Raw genomic sequence first — 16,391 nt, forward strand, 5'->3', positions numbered from 1 at the left:
CGGCAGCCGGAGGCAAAACCGGCGAACCCCGCTCTCCACGGGGGACGCAGCTTAAAGCAACGACGAACGGGCTTTTTTGGTCTCGTCGGCCCTCCAAAGGCCGACACCGAAGAGGCTTGTTTCTCCTTGCCCCGAGTGCGGATCGGGTTTCCCCGTTCCAAGCAAAGGCAGCTTCCGGGTGCTCTGCGCCCGCGTCGCACGGCGTGTCTCCACAGCACGTCCGCGCCGCGTCGCAACGCCCCCTGACGCCGGACGGCCGACGCGCGCCGTCTTGATCTCGACTTCGGGTTCCCGCGGGAGCCCTCTCGAACCTTTGGTGGGGCTGATCATGACCGATCGCATCCGCGATTTCCTGCGCGTGCGCCGCGAGCTCGGCCGGGACGAGGGTCCCGTGATGGTCCTCGACCTCGACGTCGTGCGCGACAACTACACCGCCTTCGCCCGCGCCCTCCCCGACACCCGGGTGTTCTACGCCGTCAAGGCGAACCCGGCCCCCGAGGTGCTGCGCGCCCTCGCCGAGATGGGCTCCTGCTTCGACACCGCCTCGGTGGTCGAGATCCAGATGGCGCTCGCCGCCGGCGCCACCGCCGACCGGGTGTCGTTCGGCAACACCATCAAGAAGGAGCGCTGCATCGCCCGCGCGCTGCAGCTCGGCGTGCGGCTCTTCGCCGTCGACTGCCAGGCCGAGGTCGACAAGATCGCCCGCGCCGCCGACGCGGTCAAGGTCGCCCGCGAGGACGTGCAGGTGTTCTGCCGCATCCTGTGCGACGGCGCCGGCGCCGAGTGGCCGCTCTCGCGCAAGTTCGGCTGCGTGCCGGAGATGGCCGTGGACGTGCTGGAGCACGGCACCCGGGCGGGGCTGCACGCCTACGGCGTGTCGTTCCACGTCGGCTCGCAGCAGGGCAACACGGAAGCTTGGGACGGGGCGCTCGCCTCCGCCTCGATGATCTTCCGCGAATGCGCCCTGCGCGGCATCCATCTCTCGATGGTCAACCTCGGCGGCGGTTTCCCGACTAAGTACCTCAAGGCGGTGCCGGGCGTGGAATCCTACGGCGACGCGATCTTCCGGGCGCTGACGAAGCATTTCGGCAACCAGCTGCCGGAGACGATCATCGAGCCGGGCCGCGGCATGGTCGGCAATGCCGGCATGATCGAGGCCGAGGTGGTGCTGGTCTCGCAGAAGTCCGACGCCGCCGACGAGGTGCGCTGGGTCTATCTCGACATCGGCAAGTTCGGCGGCCTCGCCGAGACGATGGACGAGTCGATCCGCTACCGCATCCTCACCGACCGCGACGAGGACCGCACGGTGCCGTGCGTGCTCGCCGGCCCGACCTGCGATTCGGCCGACGTGCTCTACGAGAAGACCCCGTACCCGCTGCCGATCTCGCTCGCGATCGGCGACAAGGTGCTGATCGAGGGCGCGGGCGCCTACACCACCACCTACGCGGCGGTGGCGTTCAACGGCTTCCCGCCGCTCCAGTCCTACGTGATCTGACCGATCGGCGCCCGGAGCGCCGGTTTTCTCGGAACGATGCGCCGGGCTTCCCGTTCTATCGGGCCCGGCGCGTCCGCGCCTCCACGATCCCCCAGAAGTCCCGGACGGCCCGCCGCGTCGCGGCGGGTGCGAGGGCTGTCCTTTGCCCGTTTTTGCGTGAGTCTCGGGAGAGTACGGCCGTGATCCAGATCCGCGACGAGCGCGCCGCCGATAGTGCCGCCCGCGAGCACCTGCTCGACGTCTGCTTCGGCGAGGCCCGCTTCACCAAGACCTGCGAGCGCCTGCGCGAGGGGCGCCTTCCGGCGGACGGCCTCGCCCTCGTGGTCGAGATGGACGGTCGGCTGGTCGCTACCGTCCGCCTGTGGGACGTCGATGCGGGCGGAACCCCCGCCCTGATGCTCGGGCCGATCGCGGTCGATCCGGGCCTGCACGGGCTCGGCATCGGCAACAGGCTGATGCGCGAGGCCCTGTCCCGCGCCGCGGCTCTCGGCCACCGCGCCGTGATCCTGGTGGGCGACGCGCCCTACTACGCCCGCTTCGGCTTCACCCGCGAGCGGGCCGGAAGCCTGGGCCTGCCCGGACCCTACGCGCCGGAGCGGTTCCTGGCCCTCGACCTCGTGCCGGGCGCGCTCGACGGCGCGGACGGCATGGTGCGGGCGACCGGGCGGGTGGTGCCGAGCGTTCTGCCGGCCGACGCGTTCCGCGTCGCGGCGTAACCAGCAGAGCGCAGGCATCTCCTCTCCCCGCGGGCGGGAAGAGGGGAACGCACGCGACGGCAGGAGAGAATCTCACCCCACCACCCTCACCTCCGGCACCCGCCCCCCCGCGATCCCCCGCGCCCCCTCGGCGATCAGCCGCGTGACGAGATCCGCGTAATCCGCCCGGGTCAGCCCTGCGCCCGGCCGGAACCAGAGATAGTGCCAGTTGACCATGCCGAAGAACGACATGGTCACGGGCTTCAGGAGCGCCGTACCGGCGAGATGCGGCGCCACCCCGGCGATCGCCTCGGAGAACAGGCGCACCAGCTCGCGCTCGCTCGCCTTCAGCTCCGCCTGCCGCTCGGCCGAGAGCAGGCCGAGATGGTTGATCTGCACCTTGTGCTGGGCATCGGCGTCCCGATAGGCCTCGAGCAGCGCGCCGGCGAGGCTGCGCAGGCGCGGCTCGGGCGCGAGACCCGGGCGGTCGGCGGCCTCGACGGCCTCCAGCAGCTCCTCCAGGTGCAGCCGGATCACGTCGAACAGGATCTCGTCCTTGTCGCGATAGTAGTGATACAGGTTTGCCTTCGAGACGCCGCAGGCCTCGGCGATCCGGCTCATCGAGGCGCGGTCGTAGCCGTGGGCGGCGAAGAGCTCGGCCGAGCGATCGAGGATCGCCCGGCGCTTGTCGTCGTAGTCGCTGGCGCGGGTGCGGGCCATGCTCGTCGCTACTCACACTATTCGCGGGGACGCTGGTCGATGACGCGGCGGGCCTTGCCGAGGGAGCGCTCGATGCCTCCGGGCGGCAGCACTTCCACCGTCGCGGTGATGCCGATCGTGTCCTTGACCGCGTGGCAGAGCCGGTCGGCCGCCGCCTCGCGCAGGTCGGCGATGTCGGCCTCCGGCCGCGCCTCGACGCGGATTGTCATGGTGTCGAGCCGGCCCTCGCGGGAGAGAACCACCTGGTAATGGGCCGAGAGGGCCGGGATCGTGAGGATCTTCTCCTCGATCTGGCTCGGGAAGACGTTGACCCCCCGCACGATCATCATGTCGTCGGAGCGCCCGGTGATCTTCTCCATCCGCCGCATCGCCCGGGCGGTGCCGGGGAGCAGCCGGGTCAGGTCGCGGGTGCGGTAGCGGACCACCGGCATCGCCTGCTTGGTGAGCGAGGTGAAGACCAGCTCCCCCTCCTCCCCGTCCGGCAGGACCGCGCCGGTGCGCGGATCGACGATCTCCGGGTAGAAGTGGTCCTCCCAGATGTGCAGCCCGTCCTTGGTCTCGACGCACTCGCTCGCGACCCCCGGCCCCATCACCTCGGACAGCCCGTAGATATCGACGGCGTGGAGGTCGAACGCCTCCTCGATCTCCTGGCGCATGGCGTTGGTCCAGGGCTCGGCCCCGAAGATGCCGACCTTGAGCGAGGAGGCGCGCGGGTCGAGCCCCTGGCGGCGGAACTCGTCGAGGATCGCCAGCATGTAGGACGGCGTCACCATGATGATGTCAGGCTTGAAGTCCTGGATCAGCTGGACCTGGCGCTCGGTCATCCCGCCCGACATCGGGATCACCGTGCAGCCGAGGCGCTCGGCGCCGTAATGGGCCCCGAGCCCCCCGGTGAACAGCCCGTAGCCGTAGGCGACGTGGATCAGCATCCCGGGTCGGCCGCCCGCGGCCCGGATCGAGCGCGCCACCACGTCGGCCCAGACGTCGATATCGGCCTTGGTGTAGCCCACCACCGTCGGCTTGCCGGTGGTGCCGGACGAGGCGTGGATGCGCGCCACCTCCTCCCGCGGCACCGCGAACATCCCGAAGGGATAGTTCGCCCGCAGATCGGCCTTGGCGGTGAAGGGAAAGCGGGCGAGGTCGGGCAGATCGGAGAAGTCGCGCGGGTGCACGCCCGCGGCGTCGAAGGCAGCGCGGTAATGCGGGACGTTGGCGTAGGCGTGATGCAGGGTCTCGCGCAGCTTCTCGCGCTGCCAAGCGGCGAGTTCGGCCCGCGAGGCGGTCTCGAACCGGTCGAGCTCGGAGGCCTCCGGCACCATGCGGGCGAGCTTGCGGGGGGCGATCTGGAGCATGGCGTCTTCTCCCTGAAGTATTTTTATGAAGTTCGACACGAGATCATCGACAGATCCGGCACTCTCCACGTCATCCCGGGGCTCGCCGAAGGCGAGAACCCGGGATCCACAACCGCTGACCTCTTCCGGAACGGCGTCTGGCGTTCCGCCTCATCCTGCCACCTCGGCGGCGATGGATCCCGGGTTCCGCTGCGCGGCCCCGGGATGACGCGGAGAGTGGACAAACCGTGGGGGGATTACCTGCGATCCGCCCCACCCTCCCCCGCCAGCACCGTCCCCGGCACCGTCCGCGAATGCCCGCGGAACTCCGCCACCACCCGGCCCTCCGCATCGCTCACCGTCACGTCGTAGAGGCCGGAGCGCCCCTCGCGCACCCGCTCCACCGCCCGCGCCGTCAGCACCTCGCCGCGCTTCCCCGGGCGCAGGAAGGTCACCGCGCAATGCTGCGCCACCGCCCGCTGATCGTAGGCGTTGCACGCGAAGGCGAAGGCCGAATCGGCGAGAGCGAAGATGAAGCCGCCGTGGCAGGAGCCGTGGCCGTTGACCATGTCGTCGCGCACCCGCATCGACAGCACCGCTTCTCCCGGCCCGGCATGGTCGAGGGATAGGCCGAGCCCCTGGCTCGCCCGGTCCTCCGCCCACATCGCCGCGGCGCAGGCGCGGGCCGTCTCCTCCGGCGTCACCGGGAGCGTCCGGTGAAGCGCGCAGGGCGCTTGTCCAGGAAGGCCGCCACGCCCTCGCGGTAATCCGGCGAGCGTCCGGCCTCGCCCTGCAGGTCGCGCTCGACGGCGAGCTGCGCCTCGAGGTCGTTCGTCTCCGAGGCGTCGAGCGCCCGGCGGATCAGCGCCAGGCCGTAGGTCGGCGCCTGCGCCAGCTGCGCCGCGAGGCGATGCGCCTCCCCCATCAGCTCGGCGTCGTCGATCACCCGCCAGATCATGCCCCAGGCTTCCGCCTGCTCGGCGGTGATCGGCTCGGCCAAGAGCGCCATGCCGCGGGCGCGCGCCCGGCCGGCGAGGCGCGGCAGCAGCCAGGTGCCGCCGGCATCCGGGATCAGCCCGAGCTTGGCGAAGGCCTGGAGAAACTTGGCCGAGCGCGCCGCCAGTACGAGGTCGCCGTGGAAGGCGAGGCTGGCGCCCGCGCCCGCCGCCACGCCGTTGACGGCGCAGATCAGCGGCATCGGCAGGTCGCGGATCTGCGTCACCAGCGGGTTGTAGAATTCTTCGAGGGTGCGCGAGAGGTCGGGCTCGACGTCCGGCGCGAAGTTGCGGGCGGCGAGGTCCTGGCCGGCGCAGAAGCCGCGGCCGGCCCCGGTCAGGATCAGCGCCCGGCATTCCGGATCGGCGGCGGCGTCGCTCAAGGCGCTCCGCAGGGCCAGATGCAGCGGCTCGTTGAAGGCGTTGAGCCGGTCGGGCCGGTTGAGCACCAGCACGCGGTAGCCCGCATGATGCTCCGTCAGCACGAGAGTTTCGCCTTGTGCCTCGCTCATGGTGCGCCCTCCCCGTCGCGCCTGTGCCGGCCATCGCCGCCGGCGCGATCTATTGACCAACCGGACGGTAAATTATAAAGCTGTGCGGGCGAAGTCAAACGCGCGTGCCGTTAGCCGAACGCCAGGGTGGACGGAGAGCGCGCGGGGCTGCAAAGCACCAACGGGCGGGCTCGCGGAGGCCCGTGACGCCAGCGACCGGAGTTCAACCGGCGCGGCTGAAGGGGAGGAACATCACCATGAAGCGCATCATCTGGGCGCTCGCCCTCGCCGGCACCGTGCTGGCCGGCCCCGTGCTGGCGCAGCCGATCAAGATCGGCGTCACCATCGCCAAGACCGGCCCGGCGGCCTCGCTGGGCATCCCGCAGGCCAACACCGTGACGCTGCTGCCGACCGAGATCGGCGGCCAGAAGGTCGAGTGGATCGTCCTCGACGACGCCACCGACACCACCAAGGGCGTCGCCAACGCCCGCAAGCTCGCGAGCGACGACAAGGTCGACGCCATCGTCGGCTCCTCCGTGACCCCGGTCTCGCTGGCGCTGATCGAGGTCGCGGCCGAGGCCAAGGTGCCGCTGATCAGCCTTGCCGCCTCCTCCAAGATCGTCGCCCCGATGGACGACAAGCGCCGCTGGGTGTTCAAGGCGCCGCAGAACGACGGCCTGATGGCCGAGGCGATCGCCACGCACATGGCGAAGGCCGGCGTGAAGTCGGTCGGCTTCGTCGGCTTCAACGACGCCTATGGCGACGGCTGGCTCGCCGAGATCACCCCCCGGCTCGAGGCCAAGGGCATCAAGCTCGCCGCGACCGAGCGCTTCGCCCGCACCGATACCAGCGTCACCGGCCAGGTGCTGAAGGTGATGGCGGCCAAGCCCGACGCGGTGCTGATCGCGGGTTCCGGCACCCCCGCGGCGCTGCCGCAGAAGACGCTCAAGGAGCGCGGCTACGCCGGCAAGTACTACCAGACCCACGGCGTCGCCAATGCCGACTTCCTGCGCGTCGGCGGCAAGGACCTCGAGGGCACGGTGCTGCCGGCCGGTCCGCTGCTGGTGGCCGAGCAGCTGCCGGAATCGAACCCGGTGCGCAAGGTCGCCCTCGACTACACCAAGGCCTACGAGGCGAAGTTCGGGGCAGGCTCGCTGGCGACCTTCGGCGGCCACGCCTACGATGCCGAGGTGCTGCTGGCGAACGCGATCCCCGTCGCGCTCAAGACCGCCAAGCCCGGCACGCCGGAGTTCCGCACGGCGCTCCGCGACGCGATCGAGGGCCTGAAGGAGGTCGTCTACACCAACGGCGTCGTCACCATGACCCCGACCGACCATGTCGGCCAGGACGACCGCGCCCGCGTGATGGTGACGATCGAGAACGGCAAGTGGAAGCTCTTGTCGGCGACGAACTGACGGGCGGGGCTACCGCCTCGACCTGTTCGAGAAGCTAGTAAAGCGCGGGATCCCCTCTCCCGTGTGGGAGAGGGGTAGGGATGAGGGTGGCGCGCTTCAGTGTAAAGCTGAGAGCGTCATGCTGGCAGCGGAACGGTCCAGCCTTCTTGCGGCACCGTCTCCACCCTCACCCCTAGCCCCTCTCCCACACGGGAGAGGGGGACACGCCCTAAGCTTCTTTCGGATGGATCAAGCGGAAGCCACGCGAGGTCGCCGCGCACCTTCTGTCGCGCGCGGGACCCGTCTCGATAAAGACATTCCCGAAGACGCCCCGAGCCCTCCCCCGTGGACGCCACGATCCTCCTTCTCCTCCTCCAGGACGGCGTCGTGAACGGCGCGATCTACGCGCTGATCGCCCTGTCGCTGGTCCTGGTCTTCACCGTCACGCGGGTGATCCTGATCCCGCAGGGCGAGTTCGTCGCCTACGGGGCGCTGACGCTCGCGAGCCTGGAGACCGGCACCCTGCCGGGCACAGTGCCGCTGCTCCTCGGCCTCGGCGGTCTCGCCTTCCTGGCCGATTGCGCCGAGGCGCGCCCGACGATGAGCGGGCGCGTGCTCGCGCGCCTCGCGCTGCGCGACCTCGCCTTGCCGGCCGTGGTCGCGCTCGCGGCCTGGCTCCTCGCGCCGATGAAGCCCGGCCTCGTCGTCGAGATCCTGCTGACGCTGGCCATCGTGACGCCGATGGGCGGGTTCCTGCACGCGGTGGCGTTCCGGCCCCTCGCCCACGCCTCGGTGCTGGTGCTGCTGATCGCCTCGGTCGGCGTCCACCTGGCGCTGACCGGCCTCGGCCTCGTGTTCTTCGGCGCCGAGGGCTCGCGCACCCCGCCTTTGTCGGAAGCCTCGTTCCCGGCCGGCCCCCTGCTGGTCAGCGGGCAGTCGCTGTGGATGATCGGCCTGACCCTCGCGATCATCGTGGCGCTCTGGCTGTTCTTCTCGCGCACGCTGCTGGGCAAGGCGCTGATCGCAACGGCCGTCAACCGCCTCGGCGCGCGGCTGATGGGCATCGCGCCCTCCCTCGCCGGCCGGCTCAGCTTCTCCGTCGCGGCCTTCATCGGGGCCTTATCGGGCGTGCTGATCGCGCCGCTCACCACCGTCTACTACGACACCGGCTTCCTCATCGGGCTGAAGGGCTTCGTCGCCGCGATCATCGGCGGGCTCGCGAGCTATCCGGCCGCCGCCGCCGCCGCGATCCTCGTCGGCATCATCGAATCCGTCGCCTCCTTCGAGGCCAGCGCCTTCAAGGAGGTGATCGTGTTCATGGCGATCATCCCGGTCCTGCTCTGGCGCTCCCTGCGCTCGGCCCCGGTGGAGGACGAGGAATGACCATGCCCGCCCGCCTCACGCCCACCACCTTCCTGGCCGGCCTCGCCGCGCTCGTCGTCGTCGCCCTGCCGTTCCTGCCCGGCGTGCCGCCGTTCTGGCTCACGCTGCTGACCTATGCGGGCCTCTCGGCCATCGTGGTCACCGGGCTCGTGGTTCTGACGGGCGTCGCCGGCATCACCTCCTTCGGGCAGGCGATGTTCGTCGGCATCAGCGCCTACGCCACCGCCCTTCTCACCACGCAAGGCGGGCTGTCGCCCTGGCTGTCCCTGCCGGTGGCGCTGCTCCTGTCGGCCGCCGCCGCCTGGGTGATCGGCGCGATCACGCTCCGGCTCTCGGGCCATTACCTGCCGCTCGGCACGATCGCCTGGAACATCTCGTTCTTCTACGTGCTCGGCAACACCGACGCGCTCGGCCGCTACGACGGCCTCACCGGCCTGCCGCCCATCGCGATTCTCGGCCATCCGATCCTCGGCGGCGGCGAAGCCCTGCTGCTGACCTGGGGATGCTTGGGCCTCTGCCTGTGGCTCACCCACCGCCTCTTACGCTCGCGCACCGGCCGGGCGATCCGGGCGCTCAAAGGGGGCGTCGTGGCGGCGGAATCCTTCGGGGTCGACACGGCGCGGGTGAAGATCGTCGCCTTCGTCTACGCAGGCCTGCTGGCGGCCCTGTCGGGCTGGCTCTACGCCCACATCCAGCGCGCCATCAACCCGACGCCGTTCGGCATCAATGCCGGCATCGAGTACCTGCTGATGGCGGTGATCGGCGGTGCCGGCTCGATCGGCGGCGGCGTCTTCGGCGCGGTGCTGGTGACGGTGCTGAAGGACCAGCTCCAGAACGTGCTGCCGCTGGTCTTCGGCGCGCAGGGCAACTTCGAGGCGATCGTGTTCGGGATCCTGCTGGTGCTGATGCTCCAGCGCGCCCCCGACGGGCTGTGGCCGCTGCTCGTCCGGCGCTCCGTCGCGGCGCCGCCCGATCGCGGCCCGGTGACCGAGACCTTGCCACCCCGCCCGGCCGCCGCCCCCGGCACGGTGCTGCTGGAGGCCGCCAACCTCAAAAAGACCTTCGGCGGCCTCGTCGCCGTCAACGACATCGGCTTCCAGGTCGCGGCCGGCGAGGTGGTGGCGCTGATCGGGCCGAACGGTGCCGGCAAGAGCACCACCTTCAACCTCGTCACCGGCGTGGCGCGCCTCACCGCCGGCGCCGTGCGGTTCGCCGGCCGCGACGTCGCGGGCCTCCCGGCCCGGCGCATCGCCCGGCTCGGCTGCGCCCGCACCTTCCAGCACGTCAAGCTCGTCGCCGGCATGTCGGTGATCGAGAACGTGGCGCTCGGCGCCCATCTGCGCGGCTCGGCCGGGCCGGTCCGCGGCGCGCTCGGCCTCGACGCGGCGGAGGAGGCGGCGCTCTTCGCCGAGGCCGACCGCCAGCTCGCCCGGGTGGGTCTCGCCGCCTGCCGCGACCTGCCGGCCGGGAGCCTGGCGCTCGGCCAGCAGCGCATCGTCGAGATCGCCCGGGCGCTCTGCCTCGGGCCTCAGCTTCTCCTCCTCGACGAGCCGGCCGCGGGCCTGCGCCACCAGGAGAAGCAGGCGCTCGGCGACCTCCTGCGCCGCCTGCGCCAGGAGGGGTTGGGCATTCTCCTCGTCGAGCACGACATGGATTTCGTGATGGGGCTCGCCGACCGGCTGGTGGTGATGAATTTCGGCGCCAAGCTGAGCGAGGGCGCGCCGGCGACCGTGCGCCGCGACCCCGCCGTGGTCGAGGCCTATCTGGGGAGCGCCGCATGACGCAAGCAATGCTCGAGGCGGACAACCTCTCCGTCGCCTACGGCAAGGTCGAGGCGGTGCGCGGCGTGTCGCTGACGGTCGAGCCCGGGCGGCTCGTCACGGTGCTGGGCGCCAACGGCGCCGGCAAGACGACGCTGCTCAACGCCCTGATGGGGGTGCTGCCGGCCCGCGGCCGCCTCCTCTTCGAGGGGCGCGACCTGACGCGGCTGCCGGTCGAGGCGCGAGTGGCGCAGGGCCTGAGCCTGATCCCCGAGCGCCGCGAGCTGTTCTCGACCATGAGCGTCGAGGACAACCTGAAGCTCGGCGCCTTCCGGTTCCGCGCGACCGGCGGGGGCGGCGACTTGGACGAGATGTACCGCCTCTTCCCCCGCCTCGCCGAGCGCCGGCGCCAGCACGCCGGCACGCTGTCGGGGGGCGAGCGCCAGATGCTCGCCATGGCCCGCGCCCTGATGGGCCGCCCACGCCTCCTGATGCTCGACGAGCCGAGCCTCGGCCTCGCGCCGCTCATCGTCGCGGAGGTGATGCGCACGGTGGCGCGCCTGCGCGACGAGGGGGTGGCGATCCTCCTGGTCGAGCAGAATGCCCGCGCGGCGCTCCAGATCGCCGATTACGGCTACGTCCTCGACGGCGGCAGCGTGGTGCTCCAGGGCGACAGCGGCACGCTGCAGGGCGATGCCCGGGTGGTCGAGACCTATCTCGGCAGCCTCTCGGTCGACGAGCCGCCGAGCCGCGTCGCCGCCGGGCGTTGAAACGGGGATTTTCGCCTGGGGTGCCGGGCCGGGCTCTGCCCATGGTCGCGGTCGCGCTATCGTTGAGGGTAGACTGGCTGGCGGCTCGATTTGCGCCGGAGCCCGTTTCGGCTCGCCTGACAGGCTCAATATCCTCAGGGTCATTCCGGGGCCGCGCAGTGGAGCCCGGACTCCAGAAACGCTGATGCTGAAGGATGAAGCGGAACGAGCGCCGCCTTATTCTGAACCCTCTGCGGTTCTGGGCGCGCGGCACCCCGGGCTCAGCTGCGCGGCCCCGGAATGACCCTGAGGGCTTCAATCCTGCGCAAGCTAAGAGAAAAGGCCCAACATGGAGCCTGTTCGTGCCACATCGCAGCACAGCTCGGGTTCGACGCACCCGCCGTGGAATTATATTGCAGAAAATCAGCCGTCGAGTGTCTTGGTGGGCCCGGTAGGACTCGAACCTACAACCAGACCGTTATGAGCGGTCGGCTCTAACCATTGAGCTACAGGCCCTCGGTCCTCGTCCCTATGTCCCCGGGCGCTTCCGCGGCAGAGACGGCGACGCAAGACCTGCCCGTAGGTACCTGGGGACCACGGCGTCGGCAAGCCCTTTGCCAAGCCCACTTTGCCAGGTTCCTTGCGCAGGTCCGATGCCGCAGCGGCGCGACGCCGGCCGATCACGACTCTCGCCCTGGACGAGGCGTCAGCGCGCGGCCTGCTCCATGCCCGGCGACGACGTGAATCCCATCGTGTCCTTCTCCGCGTCTCCCATCGCCGCGCCCACATGCGCCAAGGGGCGGCTGCCGGATCGGGGTGCGGCGGGCAGAGCGGCCTCGGGCTGGGCGCAGAACAGCCCGACCGTGTCCTTCTCCGGGTTGCCGGTGGTCGGGCCGACGCGCATCGGCAGGTACAGCGGGCAGCGTGCCGCTGCGGGCACCAGAGAGCCGGCGATCAACAAGGCCGCGAACGGCGCAGCGAACAAGCGCATCTCTCCCTCCCGGGATCCCGGTTATTGTCTGTATGCCGAAAGACTGCGTGGTCTACGCGGCCGATCGGGCAGCATCTATCTGCCGATTCGAGTCCGGTCGCGTCATCAGATTGAAGGACATCGCTGTATTGTCTGGCACGCCGAACCGGAATTCGCGTGCGTAGCCGCGCGCCTCGCCGTCCTCGCCCTGCCCGCGCCGGCACCGGCCGGAACGCCACTGCGGCGGCCCGGTGGCATTTCATGCCGTCGCGCGCGAAACCGGAGGGGAATGTGCCGGCCAAAGGCCCGATCGCTCGATTGCGGGGCGTGGCAAAAGCGGCAAAACTCCTCCAAGCCTCCTCCGAGCCTCCGCGCCGACGACGAACAAGACAGACCCCGATGAAGCTCGACAGGATCGACCTGAAAATCCTCTCCGAACTGCAGAAGAACGGCCGCATCACCAATGTCGAGCTTGCCGAACGGGTGAACCTGTCGCCGAGCCCCTGCCTGATGCGGGTGAAGAAGCTGCAGAGCGAGGGCTACATCGCGAACTACTCGGCGCAGATCAACCTGTCGAAGCTCGGCCAGGCCCTGACGGTCTTCACCGAGGTGACGCTCAAGAACCACCGCCAGGCCGACTTCGCCCGGTTCCTGGCCGCGATCGAGAAGATCGATTCGGTGATGGAGTGCCACCTGATCTCCGGCGGCTACGACTATCTGCTCAAGTTCGTCACCGTTGACGTCATCGAGTACCAGACGACGATGGAGCGGTTGCTCGATCTGGACATCGGCATCGAGCAGTATTTCAGCTTCGTCGTGCTGAAGTCGCCGATCGTGCGGTCGTACCTGCCGCTCGACACGATGTTCCGGCTCTGACGACCGCGCCCGGGATCCCCGACGCGGTTATCGTTGCGCGAAGACCCGGGTGAGCTCGGGATCCTGCGTCAGGCCGTCGAGCCAGCCGGTCCGCAGCTGCGGCACCGAAGAGAACAGCAGCCGCGCATAAGCGTGCGTCGGGTGTCCGCCATTCACGTCGGGGCGGAGCTGTTCGACCTTCTCGCCCTTGTACATCACCACCACCTCGTCGCAGACCGCCCGCACGGTCTCGATGTCGTGGCTGATGAACAGGTAGGACAGCGACAGTTCGCGCTGCAATTCCTTCAGGAGATCGATGATCGCGGCGGCCACCACCGTGTCGAGGGCCGAGGTGATCTCGTCGCACAGGATCAGCCGGGCATCCGCCGCGAGGGCACGGGCGAGGTTGATGCGCTGCTTCTGCCCACCCGAGAGCTCGCCGGGGCGGCGATGGCGCAGGGGCCGGGGCAGCCGCACCATGTCGAGCAACTGCTCGATCCGCGCCTCGCGCTCGCGACCGCCCATGCCGTGGTAGAAGGCGAGCGGCCGGGCCAGAATCTCGCCGACCGACTGGTGCGGGTTGAGCGCGGTGTCGGCGGACTGGAACACGATCTGCAAATCGCGAAGATCCTCGCGGCGGCGCCTGCGGAAGTCGGGTGCCAGAATCCGGCCGTCGAGCCGGATCTCGCCCTTCGCCGCCGGCAGGATGCCGGCGATCACCCGGGCGAGGGTGGACTTGCCGCAGCCCGATTCGCCGACGATGCCGAGGTTGCGACCGCGGGCGAGCGTCAGGTCGACGCCCTTGAGGATGCGCAGGGCCGGCAGGCCCTCTTCGTCCGGCTTGCCGTAGCCGGCCACCACGTCGCGCACCACGAGGAGCGGCGCCTCGTCCTGGTCGAGGGGAGTCGCGCGCGGCGCGGCAGCCGGGCGGAAGGCCGCCAGCAATTCGCGGGTATAGGGGTGCTGCGGGCGCTCCAGGATGTCGGCCGTGCGCCCCTCCTCCCGGATCTCGCCGTGGCGCAGCACGATGATCCGGTCGGCGATCTGCGCCACCACGGCGAGGTCGTGCGAGACGTAGACGCCGGCGATACCGCCCTTGCGCATCACAGACTTGAAGGCGCGCAGCACCTCGACCTGGGTGGTGACGTCGAGGGCCGTCGTCGGCTCGTCGAAGATCACGAGCTTGGGGTCTCCGATCAGCGCCATCGCAGCCGAGAGGCGCTGCAATTGGCCGCCCGAGACCTGATGGGGGTAGCGCTCGCCGATCGTGTCGGGGTTGGGGAGCGCGAGCGCCCGGAACAGCGCGACCGCCTTGGCGCGGGCCTCGGCGATCGGCATCGTGCCGTGGATGCGCACGACCTCGACCACCTGGTCCATGATCGTGTGGGCGGGATTGAAGGCGGCGGCCGCGCTCTGGGGCACGTAGGAGACCAGCGACCCGCGCATCGCGGCGCGCCGGCTCTCGGGCAGCGACCCCATCTCGACGCCGTCGAGGGTGACGGTGCCGCCGGTGACCCGGCAGCCGGGGCGGGTATAGCCCATCAGGTCGAGGGCGATCGTGGTCTTGCCCGACCCGCTCTCGCCGATCAGGGCGACGATCTCGCCCTCGTCGATATCGAACGAGACGCCGCGGATGATCTCGACGGTGCGGCCCGCATCGGTGCGCGCCGCGATCCTCAGGTCGCGGACTTCGACGAGGCGGCTCATGCGTCTTCGCTCCGGTCGCGGATCTTCTGGGGCAGGTTGTCGATGAGCAGGTTCACGCTGATCGTCAGGCTGGCGATGGCGATGAGCGGGAAGATCACCGCCGGCGCGGCGAGGGACAGGCCGCCGATATTCTCCTTCACCAGCGCCCCCCAATCGGCGTTCGGCGGCTGCACGCCGAGTCCTAGGAAGGACATGCTGGAGAGAAGCAGCACGATGAAGACGAAGCGCAGGCCGAGATCGGCCAGGACCGGGCCGACGATGCCCGGCAGGATCTCGGCGCGGATGAGATAGCCGAGCCGCTCGCCGCGCACCCGCGCCACGGTGACGTAGTCCATCGCGTTGACGTTGACGGCGAGCGCCCGGGCGAAGCGGTAGGACCCGGGAATGTAGATGACGGCGAGCGTCAGGATCAGGACCGGGATCGAGGAGCCGACCGCCGCCACCAGCACCAGGGCCAGGATCTTGCTCGGGATCGAGATCAGCGCGTCGAGGAAGCGGCTGAGCGCGGCGTCGAAGAACCCGCCGACCACCGCCGCCGCCATGCCGAGGGTGACGCCGGAAAAGCAGGCGATCGCGACCGCGGCCAGCGAGATCCCCACCGTGTAGCGGGCGCCGAACAGGATGCGCGAGAGCACGTCGCGCCCGAGATAGTCGGTCCCCATCGGGTAGGCGCCCGAGACCGGCTGGAAGAAGTCGAAGTCGACGATCTCGCCGACCGGGTGGGGCGCGATCAGCGGCGCGATCACCGCGACGGCCGCCCAGGCGAGGATCACCAGGAAGGCGACCGCGCCGACCGGGCTGATCCGGTAGCCGAGGCGCCAGCGCCGAGCCGGCCGCGTGCTGGACAGGGAGACGCTCATGCGTGGCGCAGCCTCGGGTTGGAGACGATGGTGACGATGTCGGCGACCGTGATCAGCAGCAGGTAGGCGAGGCAGAACACCATCGCGCAGCCCTGGATCAGCGGCAGGTCGCGGGTCGACACCGCGTCGAGCATCAGCTTGGCGATGCCCGGATAGTTGAAGATCGTCTCGACGATGATGACGCCGCCCAAGAGGTAGGACAGGGAGAGCGCCACCGCATTGACGATCGGCCCGAGCGCATTCGGCAGGGCGTGGTGCAGCACCATGCGGCGACGCGAGGCGCCCTTGAGCAGGGCCATCTCGACGTAGGGCGTGTTCAGGGTCTCGATCACGGCGGCCCGCGTCATGCGGATCATCTGCGCAGAGACGACGAAGCTCAGCGTCAGCACCGGCATCGCATAGGCCTTGAGGAGGCCCCCGATCGTCGTGACGTCGCCGGTCATCGACAGGGCCGGCAGCCAGCCGAGATACACGGCGAAGACGATCACCGAGAGGGTCGCGACCATGAATTCCGGCACGGAGATCACCGCGATGGTGAAGACCGCGACGATCCGGTCGACGAGCGTGCCGCGCAGGATGGCGGCGGTGACCCCTAAGGTCAGCGCGACCGGCACCGAGATCGCCGCCGTCACGCCGGCGAGCTTGAGCGAGTTCGACAGCCGGCCGGCGATCTGCTCGGCGACGGGGATGTTGTTGACGTAGGAGATACCGAGATCGCCCGTCGCGAGGTTCTTCAGCCAGATCAGGAAGCGCAGGGCGGCGGGCTGGTCGAGATGCATGGCGGTCCGCAGGCCCTTCACCGCCTCCGGCGTCGCCGCCTGGCCGAGCAGGATCTGCACCACATCCCCCGGCAGGAGCGCGGTCGCGAAGAAGATGACCACGGCGACGATCAGCAGCGTCACCACCGTGACCACCACGCGGCCCGCGATCATGCGGAGGATGAGAGTGTTCATGGGCGCTCCCGCGCTGGCCGCGACGACGAGGGC

The 16,391-nt window shown here is 70.0% G+C and carries 15 protein-coding genes and 1 tRNA gene; 7 read left to right on the forward strand and 9 right to left on the reverse strand.

Features of this window, described 5'->3' with window-relative positions; translation table 11 throughout:
* The first annotated feature begins 328 nt into the window (after positions 1-328).
* Together DK412_RS12880 and DK412_RS12885 are read left to right on the forward strand one after the other, a co-directional pair.
* A complete protein-coding gene (locus DK412_RS12880; protein ID WP_109975235.1) occupies positions 329-1,495 on the forward strand; it encodes a type III PLP-dependent enzyme in 1,167 nt (388 codons plus the stop codon).
* A 179-nt stretch (positions 1,496-1,674) separates the two neighbouring features.
* On the forward strand, positions 1,675-2,211 hold the full coding sequence (locus DK412_RS12885) for an N-acetyltransferase (protein WP_109972272.1): 537 nt from the start codon (positions 1,675-1,677) through the stop codon (positions 2,209-2,211).
* A gap of 72 nt (positions 2,212-2,283) precedes the next feature.
* Here the strand turns inward: DK412_RS12885 and DK412_RS12890 are convergent, their stop codons facing one another.
* The 4 genes from DK412_RS12890 to paaG form a co-directional block, all read right to left on the reverse strand.
* The gene (locus DK412_RS12890; RefSeq protein WP_109972273.1) at positions 2,284-2,910 is read right to left on the reverse strand and encodes a TetR/AcrR family transcriptional regulator; all 627 of its coding nucleotides are present in this window, start codon (positions 2,908-2,910) and stop codon (positions 2,284-2,286) included.
* A gap of 17 nt (positions 2,911-2,927) precedes the next feature.
* Positions 2,928-4,262, reverse strand: a complete 1,335-nt coding sequence (paaK, locus tag DK412_RS12895; RefSeq protein ID WP_109972274.1) for a phenylacetate--CoA ligase PaaK — start codon at positions 4,260-4,262, stop codon at positions 2,928-2,930.
* A gap of 236 nt (positions 4,263-4,498) precedes the next feature.
* Complete coding sequence (gene paaI / locus DK412_RS12900) at positions 4,499-4,906, reverse strand: hydroxyphenylacetyl-CoA thioesterase PaaI (protein ID WP_109975236.1); 408 nt, start codon at positions 4,904-4,906, stop codon at positions 4,499-4,501.
* A gap of 35 nt (positions 4,907-4,941) precedes the next feature.
* Positions 4,942-5,748: a 2-(1,2-epoxy-1,2-dihydrophenyl)acetyl-CoA isomerase PaaG gene (gene paaG, locus DK412_RS12905; RefSeq protein ID WP_109972275.1), complete on the reverse strand. Its 807-nt coding sequence runs from the start codon at positions 5,746-5,748 to the stop codon at positions 4,942-4,944.
* A 236-nt stretch (positions 5,749-5,984) separates the two neighbouring features.
* On the opposite strand from paaG, the gene DK412_RS12910 reads away from it, so the two are divergent.
* From DK412_RS12910 to DK412_RS12925, 4 genes are all read left to right on the forward strand, one after another.
* Positions 5,985-7,142, forward strand: a complete 1,158-nt coding sequence (locus DK412_RS12910) for an ABC transporter substrate-binding protein (protein WP_109972276.1) — start codon at positions 5,985-5,987, stop codon at positions 7,140-7,142.
* A gap of 324 nt (positions 7,143-7,466) precedes the next feature.
* Positions 7,467-8,504, forward strand: a complete 1,038-nt coding sequence (locus DK412_RS12915; RefSeq protein WP_109972277.1) for a branched-chain amino acid ABC transporter permease — start codon at positions 7,467-7,469, stop codon at positions 8,502-8,504.
* A gap of 2 nt (positions 8,505-8,506) precedes the next feature.
* On the forward strand, positions 8,507-10,285 hold the full coding sequence (locus DK412_RS12920) for a branched-chain amino acid ABC transporter ATP-binding protein/permease (protein ID WP_109972278.1): 1,779 nt from the start codon (positions 8,507-8,509) through the stop codon (positions 10,283-10,285).
* Positions 10,282-11,034, forward strand: coding sequence for an ABC transporter ATP-binding protein (locus tag DK412_RS12925; RefSeq protein WP_109972279.1), 753 nt, complete (start codon positions 10,282-10,284; stop codon positions 11,032-11,034). Before DK412_RS12920 ends, DK412_RS12925 begins: the two co-directional genes overlap by 4 nt.
* Before the next feature lie 419 nt (positions 11,035-11,453).
* On the opposite strand, the gene DK412_RS12930 is transcribed toward DK412_RS12925, so the two are convergent.
* Together DK412_RS12930 and DK412_RS12935 are read right to left on the reverse strand one after the other, a co-directional pair.
* Positions 11,454-11,529 (reverse strand) — tRNA-Ile (locus tag DK412_RS12930).
* Between the two features lie 190 nt (positions 11,530-11,719).
* On the reverse strand, positions 11,720-12,004 hold the full coding sequence (locus tag DK412_RS12935) for a hypothetical protein (RefSeq protein WP_109972280.1): 285 nt from the start codon (positions 12,002-12,004) through the stop codon (positions 11,720-11,722).
* A gap of 378 nt (positions 12,005-12,382) precedes the next feature.
* On the opposite strand from DK412_RS12935, the gene DK412_RS12940 reads away from it, so the two are divergent.
* The gene (locus DK412_RS12940) at positions 12,383-12,859 is read left to right on the forward strand and encodes an Lrp/AsnC family transcriptional regulator (protein ID WP_093564527.1); all 477 of its coding nucleotides are present in this window, start codon (positions 12,383-12,385) and stop codon (positions 12,857-12,859) included.
* A gap of 27 nt (positions 12,860-12,886) precedes the next feature.
* On the opposite strand, the gene DK412_RS12945 is transcribed toward DK412_RS12940, so the two are convergent.
* The 3 genes from DK412_RS12945 to DK412_RS12955 are packed head-to-tail and all read right to left on the reverse strand — an operon-like array spanning position 12,887 to position 16,358.
* Positions 12,887-14,545 (reverse strand): ABC transporter ATP-binding protein, encoded by a 1,659-nt coding sequence (locus DK412_RS12945; RefSeq protein ID WP_109972281.1) that lies wholly within the window; start codon positions 14,543-14,545, stop codon positions 12,887-12,889.
* Positions 14,542-15,405 carry an ABC transporter permease gene (locus tag DK412_RS12950; protein WP_109972282.1) on the reverse strand — a complete coding sequence of 288 codons (864 nt, stop codon included), beginning with the start codon at positions 15,403-15,405 and terminating at the stop codon, positions 14,542-14,544. The genes DK412_RS12945 and DK412_RS12950 overlap by 4 nt, the downstream gene beginning before the upstream one ends.
* Positions 15,402-16,358 (reverse strand): ABC transporter permease, encoded by a 957-nt coding sequence (locus DK412_RS12955; RefSeq protein ID WP_109972283.1) that lies wholly within the window; start codon positions 16,356-16,358, stop codon positions 15,402-15,404. The genes DK412_RS12950 and DK412_RS12955 overlap by 4 nt, the downstream gene beginning before the upstream one ends.
* Positions 16,359-16,391: the final 33 nt, after the last annotated feature.

The organism is Methylobacterium sp. 17Sr1-1 (assembly GCF_003173775.1).
Lineage (GTDB): Bacteria > Pseudomonadota > Alphaproteobacteria > Rhizobiales > Beijerinckiaceae > Methylobacterium.